Origin of the sequence: Rhizobium sp. X9, from assembly GCF_018873185.1 — a bacterium.
In the GTDB taxonomy this organism is placed as follows: Bacteria; Pseudomonadota; Alphaproteobacteria; order Rhizobiales; family Rhizobiaceae; genus Agrobacterium; species Agrobacterium oryzihabitans.
The window spans coordinates 40,878-63,936 of the sequence record NZ_CP071312.1 but is presented as its reverse complement, the minus strand read 5'-3'; the positions used below and the strand labels follow the sequence as shown (position 1 = coordinate 63,936).

Below are 23,059 nucleotides of genomic sequence, written 5' to 3'. Positions count from 1 at the left end.
ATATGGCTGCCCCTCTGATCAGCCTCAAATCCGTGCGGCGGGACTATCCCTCCGGCGAAGGCACCATCAGCGTGCTCAAGAACATCGACCTCACCATCGAGGCCGGCGAGATGGTGGCGATCGTCGGCGCGTCCGGATCGGGCAAGTCGACGCTGATGAATATTCTCGGCTGCCTCGATCGGCCGAGTTCGGGAAGCTACAGCATCAGGGGCCGGGAAACGGCGCATCTCGATGCCGATGAATTGTCGGCGCTCCGACGCGAAAATCTCGGCTTCATCTTCCAGCGTTACCATCTGCTGGCGGAATTGACGGCGCTCGGCAATGTCGAAATCCCGGCAATTTACGCCAGCAAGTCGCAGGCTGAGCGCAGGAGCAATGCCGCAAGGCTTCTTGGCCGCCTTGGCATGACGGAACGCCTCGATCACCGGCCCGGCCAGCTTTCCGGCGGCCAGCAGCAGCGTGTCTCCATCGCCCGCGCCCTGATGAACGATGCCGAGGTCATCCTTGCCGATGAACCGACCGGCGCGCTCGACAGCGCGAGCGGCGATGAGGTGTTGCGTATTCTCGACGAGCTGCATGCCGAAGGCCGCACCGTCATCATCGTCACCCATGACATGTCGATTGCCAGACGCGCGGGGCGGATCATCGAAATCAGCGACGGCGCCATCGTTTCGGACCGGAAGGCGGATACATTGGCGATATTGCCGGAGGAGGCCCGGCCCGCTGCCGTTTCCCGCGGGACTTCAGGCCTCTCCAGTCTCGTTTCCTCACTCCGCGAAGCCTTGCGCATGGCGCTTCTGTCGATGCGGGCGCACAAGCTGCGTACTTTCCTCACCATGCTCGGCATCATCATCGGCATCGCCTCGGTCATCAGTGTCGTGGCGCTCGGGCAGGGGTCGCAGCAGCGCGTATTGCAGAATATTTCGAGCCTCGGCACCAACACGCTCGAAATCTTCGCGGGCAAGGATTTCGGCGACATCAGGTCGGGCAAGATCACCACGCTTGTCGTCTCTGACGCCGATGCGCTCGCCCAACAATCCTATGTCGCGGCGGTCACGCCGACGGTGTCCACCTCCAGCACGGTGCGTTTCGGCGCGAAGGAGGCGAATGCGCTCGTCAATGGCGTCAGCGAGCGTTACTTCGTCGCCAAGGGCACCAAGCTGTCGCAGGGGCGGTTTTTCGATGCGGCTAGCGTCGCGCAGAAGGCGCAGGAGGTGGTGATCGACGAAAATACCCGCAAATCGCTATTTGCGGATTTCAGCGGCAGTCCCGTCGGTCAGGTCATTCTCATCGGCAAGGTGCCGGCCCGCATCGTCGGCATCACGCAGGCGCAGCAGGGCGGTTTCGGTTCAAGCCAGAACCTGTCGCTTTATCTGCCCTATACCGCCGTCCAGTCGCGCTTCCTCGGCAGCCTGTCGCTGCGCAGCATCACGGTGCAGGTAAGCGACGATGCCGACGCCGCCATTGCCGAACAGGCGGTGACCACGCTTTTGACCCAGCGGCACGGCACCCGGGATTTCTACATTCTCAACACCGACGATATTCGTCAGACGATTACCAGCACCACGCAGACGCTCACGCTCCTGATTGCGGCGATTGCGGTGATCTCGCTTCTGGTCGGCGGTATCGGGGTGATGAACATCATGCTCGTTTCCGTCTCCGAGCGTGTGTCGGAAATCGGCGTGCGCATGGCCGTCGGCGCTCGGCGCACCGATATTCTGCGGCAGTTCCTGATCGAGGCAGTGCTCGTCTGCATCATCGGCGGTACGCTCGGCGTGCTGAGCAGTCTCGGCTTCGGGGTGCTTTTCGCCGCCTTCAGCAGCAATTTCGCCATGGTCTATTCCACGACGCCAATCGTTGCCGCTTTCGTCTGCTCGACGCTGATCGGTGTCGTCTTCGGCTACCTGCCGGCGCGCAACGCGTCGAAACTCGATCCCGTCGCGGCACTGTCGGCAGGATAGTGTTTGCCGCTACCGGTCACGCCTTGTTTTTTTCGATAAAACGAATGGCGTCGCCGACGGTCAGGATCGTGTTGGCGGCGGAATCGGGGATTTCCACGCCGAACTCTTCCTCGATTTCCATGACGACCTGAACGACTTCGAGAGAATCGGCACCGAGATCGTCAGCAAAATTGGCGTCGTCGACAACCGTGCCTGGGTCTACACCCAGCTGGTCGACGATGATTTTTTTGATACGGTCTGCGATGCTGGACATGGTGGGACTCCGCGAAAGTTGCTTGCCGCCGTACCGCACGATTGAATTTGCGCCCAGAACATCTGTGCGAAAATCGAAGCCGGTTTTCGCGAGGCATAATGCGCGGAGTCAAAGGTTCAAAGCATCGATGACATCCGGACGTAGCATGCCTTTGGCGACTGCGAAAGAGCGTTGACCGCGCGTAGATGCCCCATAAGAATGCGGGGTGTGCGCCGCGTTGAACAGTTTGTGACTGGAAGCGGTGAACCGCTGCGCGCTAAACCGCGTTTTTATGGAGTAAATATCGTTCAGCCCCACCGAGCATCCACGCCCATGGTCCATTCGTCCCCGGAACGCTTCATATTGCTCGATGGCATAAGGGGTGTGGCCGCCCTATTTATCGTGCACCGTCATGCCGAGGTGCTTTTCGGAAAGAGCACGGCGTCGAGCTATCTCGCCGTCGATCTGTTCTTTGCGCTTAGCGGTTTCGTGCTGGCGCATGCCTATAGCGTAAAACTGCGCGAAGGCGCGATAACGCCCGGCTTTTTCATGAAGGCGCGCTTTGCGCGTCTTTATCCGCTCTATGTGCTGGCCCTGGCCCTGATGGCGGCCTATTTCGTCTGTCTTTACGTTCTCGGTCTGCCAACGCCGATCGATGATCTCCATCGCCTCATCGATCCCGGCGAGCTGGCTTTCGCTCTGGTGACGGGGCTTCTCTTTCTTCCAGCGCCCTTCACGTTGACATTGAACGGGGCCCTGTTCCTGGTCAGTCCGGCATGGTCGCTTTTCAACGAGCTGGTCGTGAATGCGGTTTATTCCCGATGGGGCGTGCGGGCGACAACGAAGCAGACGATTGTGGTGCTGGCCGTCAGCGTTGTCGTGCTGATGGTGGCGGCTGCGGAGTTCGGCAGACTGCATGCGGGATTTCGCTGGAACGAAATGTATGCCGGCATGGGCAGGGTGTTTTTCTCATTTTTCGCCGGCGTATTGATCTACCGTTTCCGCAACCGCGTTCCGGAGTTGAGGCCTGTCCATGCGGCTCTTTGCCTCCTCGTGGTCTGCGTCATCCTTGCCATGCCCATGTCTCGCGAGCTGCGGCCGTTCTTTGACCTTGCAGTCGTTCTTTTTGTCTGGCCGCTGCTGCTGTTCGTTGCCAGCAAGACTGTTCCCGGCCGCAGGGTTGGCATGGTGTCGGCGTTCCTCGGTACGGCGTCCTACGCGGTCTATGTGCTGCATATTCCGCTTCTGGCCTGGGTGGAGTTTCTGGTACCTGCAGTCCACAGGGACAATATCGCCTTGCCGGCCGGTATCGTGTTCCTGATCGGAACGACGTGCCTGTCATGGTACCTGACGGTCCATTACGATCAGCCTGTCCAGAAATGGCTAAAGATCCGCCTGAAAAAGCGGACCGACATCAGGCAGCCGGTGTGACCGCAGGACTGAATGGTCAGTAATGGGCGAAGATCGGGGCCGTTAGCACAAAGGCGGCGACGAGGCTGATGATCGTCAGTTTCGCGGCGCGCATGCGGCGCATTCTACGGCCGCTCCAGTCATACGTCATACTCACCCTCCACGCAGACGCAAACTCCCGGACATGATGTCCGATCGATTTAGTGTCTCCTGATATATCCCGTTTGCCAAGCCGTTATTTTCATCGGTGATTTTGATGGTTATTAAATCTGGTAGACTGGGCCGGTTGTCGGCGGAGCCTCAGGGGAAAAGCCGAATGAGTTGATTATCTTTCAATTTCAGACGGCTGCCCTCGTCAGAAGAGATGCAGCTTTCAATATTCCGGCGCAAATCCTCGGGAACAACAGGGCCACCGGCCTTCAACAGCTTGTCGCCCATCGAAAAGAGAATGCCGAACTGGGCTTCGCATTCCGATGACGTCATCAGTTGCGGCAGCGCCGAAACAACGTTCGGCGCAACAATTTTATCCGTATCGTACAGGGTGACGAGATACCATGTCAGGAACAGCCCGAGCCAAAGGCCGGTGCTGACCATGATGTATTCACGCATCTGCGCTCTCCCTCAATGCCGGTAAAGCAGTGGCAGACCCTGGATTGCATAACGGGGGAGCGGTTTCCATGGTTTGATCCGGTCGTGCTTCTGGACGCCGAACAGGAAACGCATTTCTTTCGTCAGTTCCACAGGATCGGTCAGGCCGTCCTGATACAGTTCGATTATCTTGCGGGCTGCCCTGTTGTGAAGTTTCTTGTCGTTATCCTCGTCCTGGCAATTGAAGCCGACATTTTCGAGGACCGATTGAAGCATTTTGAGATCCTGGGAAGAGATCAGGCAGCTATGGGATGCGGAAGACATTGAATCCTCCTTTCTTGTGAGCTCAGAAAAGCCGGAGCGTCGCGCGTCCCTTATTAAGGCTGCACGGGGACGCTCCAACATTTTGAAACGATACCGGGACGGTTGATGACCGATGCCGGTTTTCGGGGCCGATGCCTTCGGCAGGCCCTGTTGAATTCCAAGGGCGGCCGTTCCATCGAAACATGTGTAAAACGGGCTTGAAATCGGCAACCAGCCTCAAGACGGCAACGCCCTTTAAAATCGCCGCCAATAAAAGGTGCGCTCTTTGCACGGAATACGCAAGTTAATTCCGCCGTCAGCGGCGGTATTGAGCAGGTTTCGGTATGGCCTTTAAAGACAACAAAAAAGGCCGGGGCAATATTGCACCGACCTTCCTCATATCGCTCTTAACACCAGTGCCAGTACATCCGTGGTCAAAAGTCCAAAGCGACTAAAACAACTGCGAACGACAATTTCATTTGCGCTCACCAGCAGCTGCTACATTCTTTATATAGAAGGGCAATGTGGCCAAAACAAGTCCGTATACCAGGAGATGTTTCGTCGCCGGCACCTGTCAGCGACCGGCTTCGACCTTGCCCTATTTCTTTTTGCCATCCGCTGTCGTGGCGTTTGCGAACTTGACCTGCGAGCCAGCTGGCGCTGCTGCTGCGGTCTTGGTCTTGTCCTTCTTCGGCTTGCGGATTTCCTTGTTGCTGCGTACTTGACCCTTGGCCATGGTGTCCTCCTCATATTGAACTGGTATCGGATGCGGTCCGTGCATGGTCGCTCGTCACAGGCCGATTGCGGCAAGCGGCTTTATCGTCACGGGGAAGGTGGTCCAGACAGTGGGTTTTTCTCCACGGCCGGGTTGGTCAGGCGGATACGCCCTGCAGAGAGGAGGCTTCGCGCCATGCGGGTCTGACGGCTGAAATCCGGAAAGGCCGAAAAGCCTGTCGGTTCCCCGCGATAGTAGTCCACGCGCTCAGCCGTTTCTTCGGCTTTGCCCAGGAGTAGACGCAACGAGGCGTTTTCCCGGTAGCCCGCGCCACCGGTGCGGACGAGGTTGCGTGAGAGGCTTGATGAATAAAACTCGGAAGACATCTCGACCTTCTTTCGTTCGGGGGCGAGGACACTCAGCCCTCAATCATCAGCGTCATTCAGCGGAATGCTGACCACGCGAAGCCTGCGCCTGTTATGTATCAGGTTCAAGAATTTTTTGCGGTCGGCCGCGTCAAAAAACGCAGCCGGATCATTTTTTCGCGGAGGGCTTTTTCGGGCGTGCGGGCACAGGGGCGACGATGGTCGCTTCCTGTGCTTCGCGAAGCTGGCGAAGGCGTTCCGTCTTGCGGGCGCGCTGGGCGGACTCAGCATTGATAATCTGCTTTGCCGCGCTGTCCGTCAGCGATGCCTTGTCCTGCGCGGATAATTTGCCGGGTTTGAAAAAGGCTTCTTTTGTCGCAGCCATTGGCATTCTCCTTTGCGCAAGCGCTCTTTTGACGGTTAGCGGGCGCGGGCAACCTTCTTGGGGGAGGGAAGCAGTCCCTCGCGCTGCAATTTCTTCTTCGCCATCTTGCGGTGGCGGCGCACGGCTTCGGCTTCCTCACGGATGCGCTTTTCCGACGGCTTTTCGTAGGATTCACGCGCGCGCATTTCGCGGAAGATACCTTCGCGCTGCATTCTCTTCTTCAGGACGCGAAGGGCCTGTTCAACATTGTTATCTCGGACGAGTACCTGCAAAATATCTCCTTAACGCAGCCACCGCTGCTATTTTCTGATCTTGATCGTATTCGTGTTGATCCAGCTCGATCCCGGCGCGCGGGGTGCTGAATTCTCCACATCTCGGGCCCGCGATGACGAGGAAGCCGCATCAATTTCGTCGAGCGCTATATTCCGTTCGAAATTCTCGTGCTGGAAACGCACCCTGAAACGAACCAGGCCCTGTGTTTCTGGCAGAACCGCTATGATCCGGCCGGGGCCGCTGGGCTGGTTGGCGCCAAGGACGCCTGCCTTCAGAACGATCGCATCGCCGGAGCGGTATAGATTTTTGCGCATGAGGGCCTCCCATGGCCAAAAAAACAAAAGGCCGGGCTTAAACCCGACCTCTCACAATCACTCGAACCGGCAGCCAGTACATCCGTGGTCTGCGGGGTCAAATGACAAATATCAAGCTGCCTGAAGGTTATCGGCGGAGCTTTTGCCGGACTTGCGGTCCTGGACGATGTCGTAGGTGATCTTCTGACCGTCGTTCAGCGAACGCATGCCTGCGCGCTCAACAGCAGAGATGTGGACGAAAACGTCCGTGCCGCCGTTGTCAGGCTGAATGAAGCCGAAGCCCTTGGTGGCGTTGAACCACTTTACAGTACCAGTGTTCATAACGATTTCCTTTCGTAGCAATCGTTGTGGTTCCCGCGATACCTTGCGGGATTAGATCGATTATTTGAGAGGAAATCCGTCGGGACGTAGTGTCCCAGGAGCGACGTCACAAGCAATGGTCGATATGGCGAATATAGGCTCAATTTTTGATTTTGCAATGGGCCGGGGCGGGAATTGCATCATTCGACAATGGTCATGCGCATAAGTCACTGTTAAAATTTGCTTTTTCCACGCGTAGCCCGGTTGCTAAACCAATTTTTCGATGTTTTGTCAGCCTGCACCGGGAGAGACGTCTTTCGCGTCGTCCTCTGGCAGGCTGCCCGCGCCGGGCGTCTTGTCATGGTCGGTAAGGGAGGGTTTGGCATGCGGGCCGGCGGGTGGGATTTCGCTTGCCTTCGAGGGCCGTTTATCGGTCGTTTTCGGCTTTTGCTGCTGCGTCATCGCGCGTTCTCCTGTTGGACAGGGAAACGCCGGGACGAGTGCGAAGTTCCGCGGGCGCGCCAAAGCAGGCGCGCTTTTCACCGTCAGCGGCGGGAGCGCGGCTTTTTCTCTTGCCTGTTCATGTCGCGGCCTACCCATTTGAAAAAAAGGATAAGGCTGGCGCCAATGATGATGAGCGGAACGAGTGATTGAAGACTGGACATGGTTAACTCTTTCTTCCCCCGGCCATCACCTTACCGGCAGGGAAGAAGCGCGTAATCTGTGGAATGTCGTCCGTTCTTTTTGGCAGTTGCGGCGCGCGGCGACAGAATCGAAAGGGCCGCGCACCGGAAATATCTAGCGGGGCAGGGATTTCACCGCCGCCGTGCCGCCTTCGCGGGCACTCTTCAGGGCTGCCACGCCGCAGAGAACGGACATGGCGCCGGCGCGTGAACCGGCCCGCTGCCGCAGCCGGTCGTTGGAGCCGGGCTTGAAGATCATGTCGCGCATGCGGTTGTCGCCGCCATAGTGGCCGCCCGGCTCGTGCGGCACCCAGATACGCTCGACGCCGCCGCCGAAACTTTTCACCAGCAGGATTTCGTCTGCCGGCGGCTCCGTCCAGGGCTGCTTTTCATACTGGCGCATCTCGATTCGGCCCTTGTGCCCGTTAAAGGCGATGTGGTGGCCCTCGATCGGCATATAGGTGTTGAGCGAATAGGAGACCTGCACGCCGCTTGCATAACGGATGGAGGCGCTCATCGTATCAGGGATATCGATCTCCTCGCGGAACACGCAGGCGTCACGCATATAGCCGTCCACGGCCGAAGGGTCTTCATAGAGCGCATCGAGGAAGGGGTCGGCGCCGAGATCCATGAAATAGTCGCACTCATCCTTGTGCGGACAGGTGCGACAGCGCGTTCCCCGGAATGGGCCGTTTTTGCCATAATGCAGCAATTGCCCAAACCCTTTGACTTCGACGGGGTCGGAATCGAGATACCAGTTCAGAAGATCGAAATGGTGGGTGGCCTTGTGCACGAACAGGCTGCCCGAATGTTCGGTGAAGGCGTGCCAGCGGCGGAAGTAATCCGCGCCGTGCTGGTTATCGAGGTACCAGTGGAAATCGACCGAGGTGACGGTGCCGATCGCGCCGTCGTCGATCAGCTCCTTGATGCGCGCGGCCGTCGGCGAAAAACGGTAATTGAAGGACACGTCGACGCGGCGACCGCTTTTTGCCTCCGCCGCGCGGATGCGGTCGATCTTTTCCGGCGTCGTGGTCATGGGTTTTTCACTGATGACATCCGCGCCGCCTTCCAGCGCACGGATGATGATGTCGTCATGGGTGTCGTCTGGCGTGCAGACGATCACCAGCTCCGGTCGTTGCTCCACCATCATCCGGTCGAAGTCATCATAAAGAGGTGCGCTGGATCCCATCATGGCGCGGGCCCGTTCGGCGCGCATCAGGTTCAGGTCGCAAATGCCGACCAGTTCTACATAGTCGCTCCACCCGGCCAGAAGTTCGCGGCCCCACATGGTGGTGCCGCGATTGCCGGTGCCGACCAGCGCATAGCGTTTGCGTTTCACCCTTTCAGGCATTGTCTCTCTCCCGGATATATCAACAAACAGTCTTGAAACGCTCCACCACGGTGGTGAGAACCTCATCCATCGGGCGCGCCTGCCAGCGATGCGAAAAAATCTCCACTTCCTGCGGGCCGTGGAAGCCAGCGGCTTCGATCATGGCGCGAAATGCCTTGAGGTCAATCACGCCGTCGCCCATCATGCCGCGATCGTTGAGCGGATCGGTCGTCGGCACCAGCCAGTCGCAGATATGGTGCGCCAGAATTTGCCCGTTCCTGCCGGCGCGCGCCACCTGTTCCTCCAGTTCCGGGTCCCACCACACGTGGTAGACATCGATGGCGACGCCGGTTCCAGACCCCAGCCTGTCGCAGAGATCGAGCGACTGTTTCAGGGTGTTGAAGCAGGCGCGGTCGGCGGCATAGAAGGGATGCAGCGGCTCGATGGCGAGCGGCACGCCAGCGGCGCGCGCATAGGGCAGAAGTTCGGCCATGCCGTCTTCCACCATCTGCCGCGCACCTTTGAGATCGCGCGAGCCGGCGGGCAGGCCGCCCACGACAAGCACCAGGCAATCGGCCTTCATGGCGGCGGCCTCATCGACGGCGTGTTTATTGTCCTCGATGGCGCGGCGGCGGCCTTCCGCATCGGGGGCGGGGAAAAAGCCGCCACGGCAATGGCCGCTGAGGCGAATGCCGTTCTGTTCAACGATGCGGGCGGCTTCAGTAAGGCCGATGCCGTGCACCTGTTCGCGCCAGGGTGAGATGGCGGTGATGCCATGCGCAAGGCAGGCATCGACGATAGCGCCGAAATCGCCGCCCTGTCGCACAGTGGCGAAATTGATGGAAAGGCCTTCAAGGCTCATGTCGTTCTCTCCCTTGTTCTATTGCCTCAGCCGATGCCCCGGACCGCCAGAAACGCTTTCATGCGGTGCGTGGCGAGATCCGGCTCGGCAAGCGCATTCGCCTTGTCCGCCAGCCGGAAAAGCTCGGCGAAATGCTGGGTGGAGCGGGTGCTTTCCTGCCCGCCGACCATGGTGAAATGGTCCTGCAGGCCATTGAGATAGGCGAGGAATACGACGCCGGTCTTGTAGAAGCGGGTCGGCGCCTTGAAGATATGGCGCGAAAGCGCCACCGTCGGCTCCAGAATGTCGAAGAATTCATTGTCCGCACCGCGCTTCAGGCTGGCGAGCGCCTTGGAGGCGGCCGGCGCAATGGCGTCGAAAATTCCGAGCAGCGCGTCCGAATGACCTTTTTCGTCACCGGCGATCAGTTCGGCATAATTGAAATCGTCGCCGGTATACATGCGCACGCCTGCAGGCAGGCGGCGGCGCATGACGATTTCCTTTTCCTTGGAGAGAAGCGAAATCTTGATGCCGTCGATCTTGTCGGCATTCTCCTCGATCATGGCAAGGCAGGTTTCCATTGCCTCCATGTGGTCGCCAGCCCCCCAATAACCCTCAAGCGCCGGGTCGAACATTTCGCCCAGCCAGTGGATCACCACCTTTTCATCCGCGCGGGACAGAACCTTGGCATAGGCGCGCAGATAGTCGTCCGGTGAACGGGCGGCAGCGGCCAGTGCACGGCTTGCCATCAGGATGACGCGGCCACCTTCTCCCTGAACAAAATCAAGCTGTTCGATGTAAGAGTCGATAATCTGGTTCAGGTCGTGGCTGCCGCCATTGAGATGATCCGTGCCAACGCCGCAGGCAATCAGCGCATCCTTGCGGGTGGCTGCTTCCTTCAACGATCGGGAGATCAGTTCCTGCGCCTGCGGCCATGCCAGCCCCATGCCGCGCTGAGCCGTATCCATGGCCTCGGCAACACCAAGGCCGAGGTCCCACAGGCGGTGACGGAAACGCAAGGTGGCGTCCCAGTCGATGGCGGGCGTCAACCACGGGTCGTTGTCGGCAAGGGGATCGGCCACCACATGGGCCGCGGCGAAGGCGACGCGGTTGAAATCCGCAGCACTTCGTTTTTCGACGGGAACAGGCGTGCCTGACAGCCGGTAGACCTCAATGCTGCGGTCGTCCTTCGGAAGCTTGAGTTCGCTCACTGTCGCCTCCTCAGGAAAGTGTGGGAACGTCGAGCCAGCGGCGTTCCTTCCACGATCTCAGCCCCAGTTCGGCCAGCTGCACGCCCTTCACGCCTTCCATCAGCCCGTAGGGCCATGGGTCGTTATCGACGAGATGGCGCACGAACATTTCCCATTGCGCCTTGAAGCCGTTGTCGTAGACCACATTGTCCGGCACTTCCTGCCAGGTCTTGTAGAAATCGATGGTTTGCGGCTGGTCGGGGTTCCACACTGGCTTCGGCGTGTTGGTGCGGTGCTGGGTAAAGCATTTGGTGAGGCCCGCCACGGCCGAACCATGGGTGCCGTCCACCTGGAAGGTGACGAGATCGTCGCGGCGTACCCGCACGGCCCAGGAAGAGTTGATGTGGGCGATAGCGCCGCCTTCCAGCTCGAATGTGGCATAGGCAGCATCGTCAGCATCTGCCTTATAGGCTTTGCCCTGCTCATCGAAACGTTCAGGAATATGGGTTGCGCCGAGGCAGCTGACGGATTTGACCGGGCCGAACAGATTGTCGAGCACATAACGCCAGTGGCACAGCATATCGAGAATGATGCCGCCGCCATCCTTCAGGCGGTAATTCCAGGAAGGACGCTGCGCCGGCTGCCAGTCTCCCTCGAAGACCCAGTAACCGAATTCGCCGCGCACCGAGAGGATTTTCCCGAAAAAGCCGCTGTCACGCAGCATGGCGAGCTTGCGAAGGCCGGGCAGAAACAGCTTGTCCTGCACCACGCCGTGCTTGATGCCGGCGCTTTCGGCCAGCCGCGCAATCGCCAGCGCCTCTTCCATCGTGTCGGAAATCGGCTTTTCGCAATAAACGTTCTTGCCGGCCTTGATGGCTTTCTCCAGCAGGCTGCCGCGCATCTGCGTCGTGCCGGCGTCGAAGAACAGCGTGTCATCCGGGTTCGCAAGTGCGGCGTCAATATCGGTCGTCCAGCGCGCGACATTGTGCTTTTTGGCGATTTCCTCGATTTTCGCACCATTGCGGCCGACCAGAATGGGGTCGAGCATGACCCTTTCGCCGCTCTTCAAAACCACGCCGCCCTGATCGCGAATGGCGAGAACGGAGCGCACGAGGTGCTGATTGTAACCCATGCGGCCGGTGATGCCGTGCATGATGACGCCGATACGTTTCATGAATTTCCTCCCAAGGCGGCCTCTTCCCGAAAGCCGCTTCCGTCAAACATGGCAATTTGTAACCATTTGGTTATTTGTGATCGTGAAGGACGCGATCTGTCAAGGTGTTTTTGGCAGGAAAATCACATGTTGTGACGGCGGCTGGAATCACGGCCTCGTGCCGCGGCGCAAAAGGAAACGACGCGCTTCGCGAATGCGAATGGCGCGTCGTCGCTGTTGTTAAAGAGGAATTCGGTTTTTGCGGCTCAGACCGGCCGCACTGCAGCAAGCAGGGTGTCAACGATATGCTGGCCCCAGCGTTCGAGTTCGGCGGGGTCGGTCAGGTCGCGCTGGAAGATCGTCGACAGCGTAAATCGATTCGACAGATAGAAAGCGCCGAGCGAGGCAATCGTCAGATAGACGTCGATCGGATCGAGGCCGTCACGGAATTCGCCCGTATCGCTGCCGCGCCGCAGCACGTCCTCAAGTTCGGAAATGAAGTTCGAGTGCATGGCCGCAATCGTCGGGGATTGCTTGAGATAGCGGGCTTTATTGAGGTTTTCGGTGGCGAGGATGCTTAGGAACTCCGGGTGGTCGAGAAAATAATGCCAGGTGAAAAGCGCAAGTTCCCGCAGGCCTTCCGACGGCGCCTTGCGGGTGAGGTCAAGCCGTCTTTCGGTGTGACGGATATGGCGATAGGCGTCTTCCAGAACCGCGAGATAAAGCGCGTCCTTGTCGCCGAAATAATGGTAGATCATCCGCTTGTTGGTGCCGGCCCGCCTTGCGACGACGTCGATGCGCGCGCCTGCCAGCCCCTTGGCGGCCACCTCACGGCGGGCGGCTTCAAGGATGGCTGCCCGCGTTCTCTCGGGGTTTCGCACCTGGGCCGTCGCCCGTTTACGCTTGGGGGCAGGCGCTTTTTCGGGAGCCGGATCGGGCTGATGGTTTTTCGTCGTTTCTTCCATTTCATCACCCGCTTGACAATGTTGTCGATCAGTGTTCCCATGTAACCAATTAGTTATAAAACGGCAATAGTCGTTTACACTCATCATCAATTTGGCAGTCAATAGGGAGGAGTTGCCAATGTCCGTGATGCTTCAGAGGAGAACTGTGCTTTCTGCGGGCCTTGCGGCCCTTTCACTTGCAACATTGGGGGGCGGTTCGGCGCAGGCTCAGGCCGCGCGGCTGCGTATGTTGTGGTGGGGGTCGCAGGAGCGTGCGGATCGTACCAACAAGGCGATAGCCGCCTACAAGCAGGTCAAGCCCGATCTCGACATTGCCGGTGAATTCGCCGGCTGGAGCGATTACTGGCCGCGCCTTGCCACGCAGGTTGCGGGCCGCAATGCGCCGGACCTGATCCAGATGGATTATCGCTATATCTTCGAATATGGCCGTCGCGGCGCGTTGGCGCCCCTCGACGACTATATCGGCAAGGGTCTGAAGATCGAAGATTTCGGCAAGATGAACATCGATTCCGGCCGGGTCGACGGCAAGCTTTACGGCATCAATCTCGGGGTCAATTCCAGTGCTGTCTTCTTCGACAAGGCGGCCTGGGAAAAATCCGGTGCGACGCCGCCGTCGATCGGCCAGACCTGGGAGGAGTTTGCCGAAAACGCCGCCAAGCTCAGCAAAAACAAGCCGAAGCCCGGCTATTACGCGACGGCTGATGCGAGCGGCGTGGAGCCGAGCTTCGAGAACTGGCTGCGTCAGAACGGCAAATCGCTCTACACGCAGGATGGTGGCATCGGTTTTGATCCCACCGACGCGACCAAGTGGTTCACCATGTGGGCGGATCTGCGCAAGAGCGGCGCCTGCGTGCCGGCCGATGTCCAGGCGCTCGACCAGCTCAACATCGAGACGAACCCGCTGACGACGGGCAAGGCGGCAACCGCATTCGCTCATTCCAACCAGTTCGTGGGTTACCAGGCGCTCAACAAGTCCAAGCTGGCGATGAGTTCCTATCCGAAGAGCAAGAAGGATGGCCCTTCCGGCCATTATCTGAAGCCCTCGATGCTGATCAGCGTCGCCAATGGCAGCGCCGGAATTGAGCAGGCGATCGGCTTCATCAACTTCCTCGTCGCGGAACCGCAGGGCATCGATATTCTCGGTGTGGAACGCGGCGTTCCGGCATCGGAATCCATGCGCGACGCGCTGACCCCCAAGCTCGACGAGGTCAGCAAGAGCATGGTGGAATATATTGCCAAAATCACCCCCGATGTCGGCGATCTGCCGCCCGCACCACCTCCAGGCGCCGGCGAATTCGCCTTCGTCCTGAAGCGCACGGCCGAGGAAGTCGGCTTCGGCAAGATCTCGCCGGAACAGGGTGGTGACCGGCTAGTCAAGGAATCTGAAACCGTTATCAAACGGAAGTGATAATGTATGGCCTTTCGATCTGAAACACTCGTTGAGGAGAGCCGTGGCGCGGCTCTCCCGAAGCGGGGCGGCGTGAAGCGGATTTTCGACCGCAACATTCACGCCTACCTGTTTCTTCTGCCCTGGCTGATCGGCTTTTTCGGCCTCACCCTCGGCCCGGCGCTCGCGTCGCTCTATCTGTCGTTCACCAATTACGACCTGTTGCAATCTCCGGATTGGGTGGGGGCGGCCAACTACGTGCGCATCGCCACCGCCGACCCCAAATTCGCAGCCGCCATGCAGGTGACGTTTACCTATGTGCTGCTGTCGGTGCCCTTGAAGCTCATCTTCGCGCTTCTGGTCGCACTCGCCTTCAATCGCGGCATCAAGGGGCTGACGCTCTACCGGGCGATCTTCTATCTGCCGTCGCTGCTCGGCTCCAGCGTGGCGATCGCCGTGCTCTGGCGCCAGCTTTTCGCCTCCGACGGTCTCGTCAACATGATCCTTTGGCAGGCCTTCGGTTATGAAGGGCCAAGCTGGATTTCCAATCCGGATTATTCGATCTACACGCTGGTCATCCTGTCCGTCTGGCAGTTCGGCTCGCCGATGATCATCTTCCTCGCAGGGTTGAGGCAAATCCCGCAGGACATGTATGAGGCGGCCGAAATCGACGGTGCGAGCAAGGTGCGGCAGTTCTTCCGCATTACCCTGCCGCTGTTGACGCCGGTGATCTTCTTCAATGCGGTGATCCAGACGATCGACGCCTTCAAGGCCTTCACGCCCGCCTTCATCATCTCCGAAGGCACCGGCGGGCCGATCAACTCGACGCTGTTCTACACGCTCTACCTCTATCAGGAAGCCTTCGGTTTCTTCCGCATGGGATATGCTTCGGCGCTTGCCTGGATATTGGTGATCATCATCTCGCTGTTTACGGCCTTCTCATTCCTCAGCGCGAAATACTGGGTGCATTACGATGACTGACGCTGTTACCGCTCCCCGGCCGGGACAAGGCCCGCAACGCACGCCGCTGAAATCGGTTTTGCTGCACACGGCCCTGATCATCGCTTCCTTTGCGATGCTCTATCCGATCCTGTGGATGATTTCGGGTTCGTTCCGTCCGCAGGACGAGCTGTTCGGCTCCTCCTCGCTCATTCCTTCATCGGTCGATTTCGGCGGCTACATCCGTGGCTGGTCCGGGCTGCAGGTGAGTTTCGGGCAGTTCTTCTGGAACTCGTTCTTCATCTCGGTGCTCGCTACCATAGGCAACGTGGTCGGCTGCTCGCTCGCCGCCTTCGCTTTTGCCCGGCTGCGTTTCGGCGGGCGCAATTTCTGGTTTGCGCTGATGCTCGGCACGCTCATGCTGCCCTATCACGTCGTGCTGATCCCGCAATATATCCTGTTTCTGGAAATGGGCTGGGTGAACACGTCGCTGCCGCTGATCGTGCCGAAATATCTGGCGACGGATGCCTTCTTCATCTTCCTGATGGTGCAGTTCTTCCGCGGCATTCCGCGCGAGCTGGATGAGGCGGCTGTCATGGATGGCTGCTCGCCCTTCCGCATCTACTGGAAGATCATGCTGCCTTTGTCGCTGCCGGTGCTGGCCACGGCCGCCATCTTTTCCTTCATCTGGACCTGGGACGATTTCTTCGGTCCGCTGATCTATCTGAACGACATCAACACCTACACCGTGCAGCTCGGCCTCAGATCCTTCGTGGATTCCACCGGCAGCTCGGACTGGACCTCGCTTTTCGCCATGTCCAACCTGTCGCTGGTGCCGGTCTTCCTGTTCTTCCTGTTCTTCCAGCGGCTGCTCATCGAAGGCATCGCCACCACCGGAATGAAACGCTGAACGGGACCCGGATCGAGAACGAATTATATCAGACTATCAACACTGTCGCGGCCGCCCCCTGCGCGGCGCGACAGTCGGGAGAAACAGCATGGCAAGCAGTATTACGCTCGAAAAAATCGTCAAGCGGTTCGGCGCTTTTCCGGTCGTTCACGGTATCGATCTAAAGATCGAACCGGGCGAGTTCACCGTTTTCGTCGGCCCCTCGGGCTGCGGAAAATCCACGCTTCTGCGCATGATTGCGGGCCTGGAGGAAATCTCCGAGGGCGATCTTCGCATCGATGGCGAAAGGGTCAACGAAACAGCCGCTTCCAAGCGCGGCATCGCCATGGTCTTCCAGTCCTATGCGCTTTATCCGCATATGAGCGTTTACAAGAACCTCGCTTTCGGGCTGGAAACGGCGGGTTACAAGAAACCGGAAGTCGAGGCGCGGGTGCAGAAGGCCGCCGATATACTGCAGATCGGCCCGCTGTTGCAGCGCAAGCCGAAGGCGCTTTCGGGCGGCCAGCGCCAGCGCGTCGCCATCGGCCGCGCCATCGTGCGCGAGCCGAAGATCTTCCTGTTCGACGAGCCGCTTTCCAACCTCGATGCGGAATTGCGCGTGCAGATGCGTGTCGAAATCGCCAAGCTGCACCAGACGCTCGGCAGCACCATGATCTATGTGACGCATGACCAGGTGGAGGCCATGACCATGGCCGACAAGATCGTCGTGCTGCGCGATGGCCGTATCATGCAGGTCGGCCGGCCGCTCGATCTCTACAACAATCCCGCCAACCAGTTCGTCGCCGGTTTCATCGGCTCGCCGAAGATGAATTTCCTCTCCGCCACGGTGGCGTCAGGCGACAGCTCCAACCGCACCATCGAGGTGGCCGGCCAGCGCATCGTGCTGGAAAAGCCGGTGGCGGCGCAACAGGGCGAACCACTCACCTTCGGCGTGCGTCCCGAACATGTGAACCCGCAGGCGCAATCCTCGCTTGGCGAAGCTTCGATTCAGCTCGTCGAACATCTCGGCGGCTCGACCGTGGTTTATACCAGCACACCCGACGGCCAGGCCGCCACCGTGCTCCTCGACGGCCAGCGCCAGATCCGCATCGGCGAGACCATTCCGTTTGCGTTCGATCTGGCGAAGACGCATCTGTTCGGAGCGGATGGGCGGCGGATATAGCCTGTTGCCCGTCGCGGTTGTGTGAACCGGTGCACGTCTGTCTCAAGCGGCGTGTTTCGGGCGTCCGGGACGGCGTGGCCGGAAATGCGCATGCATGAGAAGCGGGTCGCGCTGGGTGGCCCGCAGCAGCATCTTGACCGCGTGGCTTACGGGCGTGCCCGCACGATAGTTGTTCCACGTCCGTAAAGTGACGCCAAGAAAATCCGCCGCCTCATTATTGGAAAGGCCGATTTCCTCCTGCCATTTGCGCAGGTCCTCCACATCGAAGTCCCGCTGGTCCTCTGCGATCTGGTAGAGGTGATAGGCATCGATCGCCAAGTCGTCTCCGTGCCATTCCACAGTCGCACCATAATCGGCGACTGTCGCGGTCTTCCAGATATCTGTCGAACGGAGCGGATTGAGCAATTCTCCCCCGGTCGCTATCCATCCGGTCAGATCGGCGGTCGATTGGCTTCCGTCAACCCAGTCGATGGTGAGCGTGCAAGGCGGATTGGGCAGGATGGTTTTGACCCGTGGTGTCATGACTTCTCTCCCTTTCCTACAATGGGAAAACGCGGGTTCGTCCGATTCCATTCATTGGCAATCAGCTTCCCATTGGTTTTCGCCCATGCCAAAGCGTCGGCTTCTGCCTTGCGGGATAGCTTGCCGCGGAGGATTTCCAGAGTTTCGATGTCGACAAGAGCATCAGCATCCGGTGTTATGATGTGAAAGTGCGGCGGCAAGTGATCGTTCGCATAGACGCGTATTATGATGTTCCCGATCTGAATTAATTTGCCCATGCCGCACCCACATCGTCAATAAAACATAGTGCATAAATTTCACTATGTGAAGAAGGGATGAAGCATATTTCTGGTAAGGGGGCAGGCAGAAGGTGAACGCTACGATCTATAAAGAACGTCCTTGAGCGTCACTGCATCTTCCGAGAACTGGCTGACATCGTCACCCCTAACGAATTCCAGCATCGCATAGCGCGCCTTCGTCCAGTCACTCTCCGGCAGGGCATCGATGCAGGCCCGCCAATAATCCGCACGCTCGCGAAGGGGCAGGCGGCTGGCGTCTTTGAGCCAGGCGAAGGCATGCAGGTGGCAGATGCGTGAGCCGAGCGCCGATATCTCCGCAAGTGCGTCATCCAGCGGCAGGCCGGGGGCGGGTTGCCAGTAGAAAAAGAGGTTTGGTATCGGCAGGTCCTGCAGAAGTTGCAGGGACGAAGGCAGCGTATCTGTCAGGGAGTTGGGGTGATATTCCAGCCCGATTGTCATGCCATGGTCGTCCGCCCGGCGGGCTAGTGTCGCCAGCGCCTCTGTTGCTGCGCGGCGTTCTGCTAGGGAATAATCGGCAGATGGGCGTTTGCGGCTGCCGGGCCAGATGCGGATATGGCTGGTGCCCAGCGCCTTTGCGGTATCCAGAGTGGCGGTCACATCATCCGGTGCGAAATCCGGCGCGAAGATGTAGGAACCATAGGAGGAAACGGTGAGGCCGGCTTTCGCCGTTCGCGCCGCCACGTCCCTCGCATTGTCGAGGTCGCCGGGCGGAACATGGATGTCGCCGCCCCATTCGATTGCCTTGATGCCATTTGCGGCGGCAAGCTCGATAACCGCCTGCGGTGGCATAGAGCGGAAGGTGACGGAGCAGAGGCCCGGCTCGAAAATTCTCATGCGATCAGTTCCAGATGTTCCGGCCGTATCTGCTGTTGTAATGGTTCCGCCCGGCAGAAACGCTCGATCTCGGCAATCGCCATGTCGCCGAGCCGTGCACGCTCAAGCCCGACGGCGCCGGCGATATGCGGTGTCAGGAATACATTCGGCAGGCTGTAGAAGGGTGAATTCTGTGGCGGCACTTCCGGATCGGTCACGTCGATGACGGCTTCGATGCGTCCGGTTTTCAGCTCGGCCAGAAGCGCGTCTTCATCCACCAGCGCACCGCGCGCCGTGTTGATCAGGGTTGCGCCATCTTTCATCCGGGCAAGTGCATCCGCACCGATCATATGCCGGGTCTGCGGCAGGGATGGCGCATGCAGGGAAATCACGTCGCTCACCAACATCAGCTCATCGAGCGATACAAGGTGCACGCCGAGCTTCTGCGCTTCGGCCACGTTTAAAAACGGGTCGAAAAGGACAAGATCGAGATCGAAGGGCTTCAGCAGATTGATCACCCGACGCCCGATACGCGACGCCCCGACAATGCCGACGGTGAGGCCGAGATTGCCGATGGCCTGCGATTGCAGGCGGTCGACATTGTCCCGCCCGCGGTCGTCAACATAGAGGCGACGGAAACCGAAGGTACGCTTGCCGGACAGCAGGATCATCGCCAGCGTGAACTCTGCGACCGGCTGCGCATTCGCTTCGGCTGCGCTGCACACGGTGACGCCACGTTCGAAAACCGCCTGCGACAGGAAATATTTCACCGTGCCGGCCGCATGCGAAATCAGCCTCAGCTCCGGCATCAGCGCCAGTTCGCGAGCGCCGATATCGGGACAGCCCCAGCCGGTCAGAAGAATATCCGTGCGCGCCAGCTGTTCTTTCACGGATGAATCGTGAAAGTCGCGGATGCAGCGGGTATCGAGAATTTCGACGCTCTGCGACAGCCTTTCGAGCGCCTGTGGCGTCAGCACATGCTGCGTCCGCTCCGGGTCCATGGCGAGGCTGAGACGCGCAAGCGGGCCTGTCATTGCGGTTCTCCCGCCGCCGCCATGCTGCTGACCGGGATGCCGTGTTCCGCAAACAGCCGGTCGAGCACTTCGATATCGGGAAGTGCTGGAACAGCGGCCAGAGCGTTTTTGCTTTCGGTCCCGCTCAATCCCGCAAAGACGGCGCAGGCGAGCAGGGTTTCGCCCGCCGGAATGTCGCCCCGCAATTGCGGCACCGTGGTCTTGGCATAAACAAGGCTGGTATTGGGCAGCGCCTTCAGCGCCACGCCCTGGCGGATTATGCCTGAGCCGAGATCGACGATGGCGGATATGTCGGTGCCGCAATCGGCCGTCGCCCGGCCGGGCGCTTCGCTCACGGCATCGCGGTCACCATCGTTGCGGTTGATCGCAAAACCGCCCTCGATGACCGATAGGGGCCGCGCGGAGGTGATGCGGTGAAGCCTGACATGCCAGTCACCAGCCGCAACGAGCGTCGTTTCGACCGTCACATCCGAGAATGGTTTCCATGTCGCCCGCAGGCTTTCCCCGGCCAGCAGAACCTTTTCATTGGTTTCGCGTACCCGGTAATGCAGGCCGTCTTCGGAGAAGGCCAGCATATTGTCGAAACCATTGGTCTTGAAGCCGCGCTCGTCCACCTCCACACCGAAACCGTAGCGGGAGGAATAGGCGAATTTGGCGTATTTCTCCGGCCCGCCGCGCATCGACAGGTTTTCCTGCCCGCTGGAGAGCGCGGTGACGTTGCCTTTGCTGCGCATCATCACCATGCCGGGATGAAGGAGCGGCCGTGGATTTTGCGATGTTTCGGGCAGCTTTTCTTCCGCCTGCCAGAAGGGATGGCTCTCAGGCAGGGCAAGTGGCAGGAAGGCCTTGAAGGCCCAATAGGGTGAGCCCGCCGAATTATAACTTTCCGACATGGTAAGCTGCGGATAGGCGTAACCGATGGAGAGCACACCATCGCGGTCGGCGATCGGCCTGTTCGCCCACCAGCGCAGATGCTGCAGATACAGCCCCTTGATCTCGCCCCAGGGCAGGGCTTCCTCATCGGCAAAGGCAAGGCCGGCCCAGAAGCCGCCGCAGGCGAAACGGTAGGTCATGGAGCGGCCGAAGGCCAGCGTGCCGCCATCCTCGTCGAACCAGCTGGCGAAATCCTTTGCGAAGAGCCGGGCGCGTTCCCGGTAGCGCTCGGCGAAGGCATCGCCCGGCTTGCTGAGCTTCGCATAGATCAGGCCGTAAAAATGCATGGCGAAGGCGATGTAATGGTCGATGCGGCGGTAGTTTCCGTCGCGATACCAGCCGTCGGCAATGTAAAACCCATCCAGCTCCGTCTGGAATGTCTCCGTCAGGCTGCGGTCAAATTCGATGCCGAGATGATCGAGCGCCATGTCGACCATTATCCGGAAAAATTTCCAGTTATTGTCGGCATAGATACGTTCGCGCGCCGTCAGCAGATAGCGGCGCACATTGTTCTTCTGCGCGTCGGACAGCGGTTCCCACAAATGTTGCGGGGCGAGCCGAAGCGCAAAACCGAGGGCTGCAAGCTCCACCAGACGCTGGTCCTTCTGGCGCACGTCGCCCCAGTAATCGGGATGGGCGGGATCGGTGCCGTTGGCGATGCCCTTGGCTAGAAGCGGCCAATGAGCGAACGTATCGCCGCTGAGCGCCAGCGGTGCGATGCCCCAGAGTGGCCGTGCAAATCCTTCCAGATCGGCCGCCGCCCGGTCGAAATGCGCGGCGGCGCCACTCAGCGTCACCCTTGCGCCGCTTTCGGAGAAATAGGGAAGCAGCGGTGCGAAACTGTCGTCCAGCGCCCGCCGCACGTCGGCGCGGGTCTTGAGCGGATTGCCATATAGTGGATTGAAACGGGTCATCGGATCGTTATTTGCCGCATCATGCATTGCGTATCGCCTTTTCCATCTTCTTCGCCTGACCGGCCGTCTGTCCTTCCACCAGCTGCACACCCAGCTGAACCTGCCGGGCATTGGCTGAAGGTTCCGTCAGCCGGCGGCGCATCAGTTCCACCGCCTCGCGGGCGATCTCGCGGCGGTCGACCCGGATGGTGCTGAGCCGCGGGGTGGAGAGTTCGGCAAAGGGCAGGTCGTCGAAACCGATAATCGAAAGGTCGTCCGGTACGGCAAGACCAAGCTCCTGCGCCGCGCCAAGCGCGCCAAGCGCAATGGCGTCATTCATGCAGAAAATTCCGGTCAGATCTGGGTTTTTGGCCAAAAGCTGACGAACCGCATCGCCGGCTTGCCCAAAGCCGCTATCCGCCGTCGAAAGCAGAAATTCCTCATAGGTGGTTCCCTCGTCCTCCAGGATCGTATGCCGGAAGCCGCGCATGCGTTCTCTGATGGTGTGGCGGTGCTCCGGGCCGATATAGGCGACCTTGCGGTGGCCCAGTTCCAGCAGCCGCCGCGCCGCCATCGCGCCGCCGTAAAAATTGGAAGGCGAGACGCAATCCAGCATCATCGAGGGATCGGCGCTATTGACCAGAACCGGTTGCAGCACGCCCTGCGTGATGCGGTGAATGATCTCTTCTTCCGGATCAAGGCCAATGGCGAGAAGGCCATCAACCTCGCAGACCCGCTGCGTGAGCGCCTCGTCGATCTGCTTCTGGTGCAGCAGCCGGATATCGAGCTCGAAACCATCCGTCTGGGAAAGGCTGCGCAGCATGTCGAAAATATCGTGATAAAAAGCGCCGATATCGCCGGTCGCCCTTTCGGCGGACATGAGGGCGAGGATTTTCTTGCCCTCCAGCGACACGCCGCCCGCCTGGCTCGTAACCGGCCGCAGCGGATAACCGAGTTCCGCCGCCACACCCAGAACCTTGGTCTGTATCGATGCGCTGATGCCTTTTTCCCCGGCGAGGACCCGTGAGACGGTGCTGATGGAAACCCCTGCGCGCTGGGCGATATCCGACTGGCGCGGGCGGCTGATGTCGGGCGTATCGTTCATGTCGTCTCCTGCGCTTGCAAAAAATTCTATTATGATGCAAATATTGCAAATACG

General features: G+C 59.5%; 27 protein-coding genes. 6 read left to right on the top strand and 21 right to left on the bottom strand.

Annotated elements, in window-relative coordinates; translation table 11 throughout:
- Positions 1–2 precede the first annotated feature (2 nt).
- Complete coding sequence (locus JZY08_RS15445) at positions 3–1,961, top strand: MacB family efflux pump subunit (RefSeq protein WP_216332341.1); 1,959 nt, start codon at positions 3–5, stop codon at positions 1,959–1,961.
- A gap of 16 nt (positions 1,962–1,977) precedes the next feature.
- Here JZY08_RS15445 and JZY08_RS15440 read toward each other — a convergent pair whose 3' ends face one another.
- The gene (locus JZY08_RS15440) at positions 1,978–2,214 is read right to left on the bottom strand and encodes an acyl carrier protein (protein WP_003499836.1); all 237 of its coding nucleotides are present in this window, start codon (positions 2,212–2,214) and stop codon (positions 1,978–1,980) included.
- Positions 2,215–2,526: 312 nt separating this feature from the next.
- Here JZY08_RS15440 and JZY08_RS15435 point away from each other — a divergent pair, with 312 nt between their 5' ends.
- The gene (locus JZY08_RS15435) at positions 2,527–3,624 is read left to right on the top strand and encodes an acyltransferase (protein ID WP_216332340.1); all 1,098 of its coding nucleotides are present in this window, start codon (positions 2,527–2,529) and stop codon (positions 3,622–3,624) included.
- Positions 3,625–3,903: 279 nt separating this feature from the next.
- On the opposite strand, the gene JZY08_RS15430 is transcribed toward JZY08_RS15435, so the two are convergent.
- The 14 genes from JZY08_RS15430 to JZY08_RS15365 form a co-directional block, all read right to left on the bottom strand.
- Positions 3,904–4,212, bottom strand: coding sequence for a hypothetical protein (locus JZY08_RS15430; protein WP_003499825.1), 309 nt, complete (start codon positions 4,210–4,212; stop codon positions 3,904–3,906).
- A gap of 12 nt (positions 4,213–4,224) precedes the next feature.
- Positions 4,225–4,515, bottom strand: a complete 291-nt coding sequence (locus tag JZY08_RS15425; RefSeq protein WP_216332339.1) for a hypothetical protein — start codon at positions 4,513–4,515, stop codon at positions 4,225–4,227.
- Between the two features lie 577 nt (positions 4,516–5,092).
- Positions 5,093–5,230 (bottom strand): hypothetical protein, encoded by a 138-nt coding sequence (locus JZY08_RS15420; RefSeq protein ID WP_216332338.1) that lies wholly within the window; start codon positions 5,228–5,230, stop codon positions 5,093–5,095.
- A gap of 86 nt (positions 5,231–5,316) precedes the next feature.
- On the bottom strand, positions 5,317–5,595 hold the full coding sequence (locus JZY08_RS15415) for a hypothetical protein (protein ID WP_082185907.1): 279 nt from the start codon (positions 5,593–5,595) through the stop codon (positions 5,317–5,319).
- Between the two features lie 148 nt (positions 5,596–5,743).
- Positions 5,744–5,959: a hypothetical protein gene (locus tag JZY08_RS15410; protein WP_003499818.1), complete on the bottom strand. Its 216-nt coding sequence runs from the start codon at positions 5,957–5,959 to the stop codon at positions 5,744–5,746.
- Between the two features lie 35 nt (positions 5,960–5,994).
- Complete coding sequence (rpsU, locus tag JZY08_RS15405) at positions 5,995–6,231, bottom strand: 30S ribosomal protein S21 (protein ID WP_035225615.1); 237 nt, start codon at positions 6,229–6,231, stop codon at positions 5,995–5,997.
- Between the two features lie 27 nt (positions 6,232–6,258).
- Positions 6,259–6,546, bottom strand: coding sequence for a hypothetical protein (locus tag JZY08_RS15400; RefSeq protein ID WP_003499813.1), 288 nt, complete (start codon positions 6,544–6,546; stop codon positions 6,259–6,261).
- Positions 6,547–6,657: 111 nt separating this feature from the next.
- Positions 6,658–6,867, bottom strand: a complete 210-nt coding sequence (locus JZY08_RS15395) for a cold-shock protein (protein WP_003499811.1) — start codon at positions 6,865–6,867, stop codon at positions 6,658–6,660.
- A 270-nt stretch (positions 6,868–7,137) separates the two neighbouring features.
- Complete coding sequence (locus tag JZY08_RS15390) at positions 7,138–7,308, bottom strand: hypothetical protein (protein WP_003499808.1); 171 nt, start codon at positions 7,306–7,308, stop codon at positions 7,138–7,140.
- A 336-nt stretch (positions 7,309–7,644) separates the two neighbouring features.
- Positions 7,645–8,880 carry a Gfo/Idh/MocA family protein gene (locus tag JZY08_RS15385; protein ID WP_216332337.1) on the bottom strand — a complete coding sequence of 412 codons (1,236 nt, stop codon included), beginning with the start codon at positions 8,878–8,880 and terminating at the stop codon, positions 7,645–7,647.
- Between the two features lie 19 nt (positions 8,881–8,899).
- Positions 8,900–9,721, bottom strand: coding sequence for a sugar phosphate isomerase/epimerase (locus JZY08_RS15380; protein WP_216332336.1), 822 nt, complete (start codon positions 9,719–9,721; stop codon positions 8,900–8,902).
- A 26-nt stretch (positions 9,722–9,747) separates the two neighbouring features.
- Entirely contained in the window at positions 9,748–10,911 is a 1,164-nt protein-coding gene (locus JZY08_RS15375; protein WP_082185909.1) for a dihydrodipicolinate synthase family protein, read from the bottom strand.
- 10 nt (positions 10,912–10,921) lie between these two features.
- A complete protein-coding gene (locus JZY08_RS15370) occupies positions 10,922–12,064 on the bottom strand; it encodes a Gfo/Idh/MocA family protein (RefSeq protein WP_216332335.1) in 1,143 nt (380 codons plus the stop codon).
- Positions 12,065–12,309: 245 nt separating this feature from the next.
- Complete coding sequence (locus tag JZY08_RS15365; protein ID WP_082185910.1) at positions 12,310–13,008, bottom strand: TetR/AcrR family transcriptional regulator; 699 nt, start codon at positions 13,006–13,008, stop codon at positions 12,310–12,312.
- Positions 13,009–13,126: 118 nt separating this feature from the next.
- On the opposite strand from JZY08_RS15365, the gene JZY08_RS15360 reads away from it, so the two are divergent.
- The 4 genes from JZY08_RS15360 (at position 13,127) to JZY08_RS15345 (ending at position 17,406) form a co-directional block, all read left to right on the top strand.
- The gene (locus JZY08_RS15360) at positions 13,127–14,416 is read left to right on the top strand and encodes an ABC transporter substrate-binding protein (protein ID WP_035243412.1); all 1,290 of its coding nucleotides are present in this window, start codon (positions 13,127–13,129) and stop codon (positions 14,414–14,416) included.
- A 6-nt stretch (positions 14,417–14,422) separates the two neighbouring features.
- A complete protein-coding gene (locus tag JZY08_RS15355; RefSeq protein ID WP_020810284.1) occupies positions 14,423–15,376 on the top strand; it encodes a carbohydrate ABC transporter permease in 954 nt (317 codons plus the stop codon).
- Positions 15,369–16,244, top strand: a complete 876-nt coding sequence (locus tag JZY08_RS15350; RefSeq protein WP_035225589.1) for a carbohydrate ABC transporter permease — start codon at positions 15,369–15,371, stop codon at positions 16,242–16,244. Before JZY08_RS15355 ends, JZY08_RS15350 begins: the two co-directional genes overlap by 8 nt.
- Positions 16,245–16,332: 88 nt before the next feature.
- Entirely contained in the window at positions 16,333–17,406 is a 1,074-nt protein-coding gene (locus JZY08_RS15345; protein ID WP_216332333.1) for an ABC transporter ATP-binding protein, read from the top strand.
- A 42-nt stretch (positions 17,407–17,448) separates the two neighbouring features.
- Here JZY08_RS15345 and JZY08_RS15340 read toward each other — a convergent pair whose 3' ends face one another.
- From JZY08_RS15340 to JZY08_RS15315, 6 genes are all read right to left on the bottom strand, one after another.
- Positions 17,449–17,928 carry a hypothetical protein gene (locus JZY08_RS15340; protein ID WP_216332330.1) on the bottom strand — a complete coding sequence of 160 codons (480 nt, stop codon included), beginning with the start codon at positions 17,926–17,928 and terminating at the stop codon, positions 17,449–17,451.
- Entirely contained in the window at positions 17,925–18,185 is a 261-nt protein-coding gene (locus JZY08_RS15335; RefSeq protein WP_216332328.1) for a DUF4160 domain-containing protein, read from the bottom strand. The genes JZY08_RS15340 and JZY08_RS15335 overlap by 4 nt, the downstream gene beginning before the upstream one ends.
- Positions 18,186–18,284: 99 nt before the next feature.
- On the bottom strand, positions 18,285–19,061 hold the full coding sequence (locus JZY08_RS15330) for a sugar phosphate isomerase/epimerase (protein ID WP_216332326.1): 777 nt from the start codon (positions 19,059–19,061) through the stop codon (positions 18,285–18,287).
- The gene (locus JZY08_RS15325; protein ID WP_216332324.1) at positions 19,058–20,074 is read right to left on the bottom strand and encodes a hydroxyacid dehydrogenase; all 1,017 of its coding nucleotides are present in this window, start codon (positions 20,072–20,074) and stop codon (positions 19,058–19,060) included. Before JZY08_RS15325 ends, JZY08_RS15330 begins: the two co-directional genes overlap by 4 nt.
- Positions 20,071–21,948, bottom strand: coding sequence for a DUF2264 domain-containing protein (locus tag JZY08_RS15320; protein WP_216332322.1), 1,878 nt, complete (start codon positions 21,946–21,948; stop codon positions 20,071–20,073). Before JZY08_RS15320 ends, JZY08_RS15325 begins: the two co-directional genes overlap by 4 nt.
- Positions 21,941–23,005, bottom strand: a complete 1,065-nt coding sequence (locus tag JZY08_RS15315) for a LacI family DNA-binding transcriptional regulator (RefSeq protein ID WP_216332320.1) — start codon at positions 23,003–23,005, stop codon at positions 21,941–21,943. The genes JZY08_RS15320 and JZY08_RS15315 overlap by 8 nt, the downstream gene beginning before the upstream one ends.
- Positions 23,006–23,059 lie beyond the last annotated feature (54 nt).

Bases quoted from the DNA above. Each gene is read 5' to 3' on its own strand.
- JZY08_RS15445 (WP_216332341.1), top strand. From the start codon at position 3: ATGGCTGCCCCTCTGATCAGCCTCAAATCCGTGCGGCGGGACTATCCC.
- JZY08_RS15440 (WP_003499836.1), bottom strand. From the start codon at position 2,214: ATGTCCAGCATCGCAGACCGTATCAAAAAAATCATCGTCGACCAGCTG.
- JZY08_RS15435 (WP_216332340.1), top strand. From the start codon at position 2,527: ATGGTCCATTCGTCCCCGGAACGCTTCATATTGCTCGATGGCATAAGG.
- JZY08_RS15430 (WP_003499825.1), bottom strand. From the start codon at position 4,212: ATGCGTGAATACATCATGGTCAGCACCGGCCTTTGGCTCGGGCTGTTC.
- JZY08_RS15425 (WP_216332339.1), bottom strand. From the start codon at position 4,515: ATGTCTTCCGCATCCCATAGCTGCCTGATCTCTTCCCAGGATCTCAAA.
- JZY08_RS15420 (WP_216332338.1), bottom strand. From the start codon at position 5,230: ATGGCCAAGGGTCAAGTACGCAGCAACAAGGAAATCCGCAAGCCGAAG.
- JZY08_RS15415 (WP_082185907.1), bottom strand. From the start codon at position 5,595: ATGTCTTCCGAGTTTTATTCATCAAGCCTCTCACGCAACCTCGTCCGC.
- JZY08_RS15410 (WP_003499818.1), bottom strand. From the start codon at position 5,959: ATGGCTGCGACAAAAGAAGCCTTTTTCAAACCCGGCAAATTATCCGCG.
- JZY08_RS15400 (WP_003499813.1), bottom strand. From the start codon at position 6,546: ATGCGCAAAAATCTATACCGCTCCGGCGATGCGATCGTTCTGAAGGCA.
- JZY08_RS15395 (WP_003499811.1), bottom strand. From the start codon at position 6,867: ATGAACACTGGTACTGTAAAGTGGTTCAACGCCACCAAGGGCTTCGGC.
- JZY08_RS15390 (WP_003499808.1), bottom strand. From the start codon at position 7,308: ATGACGCAGCAGCAAAAGCCGAAAACGACCGATAAACGGCCCTCGAAG.
- JZY08_RS15385 (WP_216332337.1), bottom strand. From the start codon at position 8,880: ATGCCTGAAAGGGTGAAACGCAAACGCTATGCGCTGGTCGGCACCGGC.
- JZY08_RS15380 (WP_216332336.1), bottom strand. From the start codon at position 9,721: ATGAGCCTTGAAGGCCTTTCCATCAATTTCGCCACTGTGCGACAGGGC.
- JZY08_RS15370 (WP_216332335.1), bottom strand. From the start codon at position 12,064: ATGAAACGTATCGGCGTCATCATGCACGGCATCACCGGCCGCATGGGT.
- JZY08_RS15365 (WP_082185910.1), bottom strand. From the start codon at position 13,008: ATGGAAGAAACGACGAAAAACCATCAGCCCGATCCGGCTCCCGAAAAA.
- JZY08_RS15360 (WP_035243412.1), top strand. From the start codon at position 13,127: ATGTCCGTGATGCTTCAGAGGAGAACTGTGCTTTCTGCGGGCCTTGCG.
- JZY08_RS15355 (WP_020810284.1), top strand. From the start codon at position 14,423: ATGGCCTTTCGATCTGAAACACTCGTTGAGGAGAGCCGTGGCGCGGCT.
- JZY08_RS15350 (WP_035225589.1), top strand. From the start codon at position 15,369: ATGACTGACGCTGTTACCGCTCCCCGGCCGGGACAAGGCCCGCAACGC.
- JZY08_RS15345 (WP_216332333.1), top strand. From the start codon at position 16,333: ATGGCAAGCAGTATTACGCTCGAAAAAATCGTCAAGCGGTTCGGCGCT.
- JZY08_RS15340 (WP_216332330.1), bottom strand. From the start codon at position 17,928: ATGACACCACGGGTCAAAACCATCCTGCCCAATCCGCCTTGCACGCTC.
- JZY08_RS15335 (WP_216332328.1), bottom strand. From the start codon at position 18,185: ATGGGCAAATTAATTCAGATCGGGAACATCATAATACGCGTCTATGCG.
- JZY08_RS15330 (WP_216332326.1), bottom strand. From the start codon at position 19,061: ATGAGAATTTTCGAGCCGGGCCTCTGCTCCGTCACCTTCCGCTCTATG.
- JZY08_RS15325 (WP_216332324.1), bottom strand. From the start codon at position 20,074: ATGACAGGCCCGCTTGCGCGTCTCAGCCTCGCCATGGACCCGGAGCGG.
- JZY08_RS15320 (WP_216332322.1), bottom strand. From the start codon at position 21,948: ATGCATGATGCGGCAAATAACGATCCGATGACCCGTTTCAATCCACTA.
- JZY08_RS15315 (WP_216332320.1), bottom strand. From the start codon at position 23,005: ATGAACGATACGCCCGACATCAGCCGCCCGCGCCAGTCGGATATCGCC.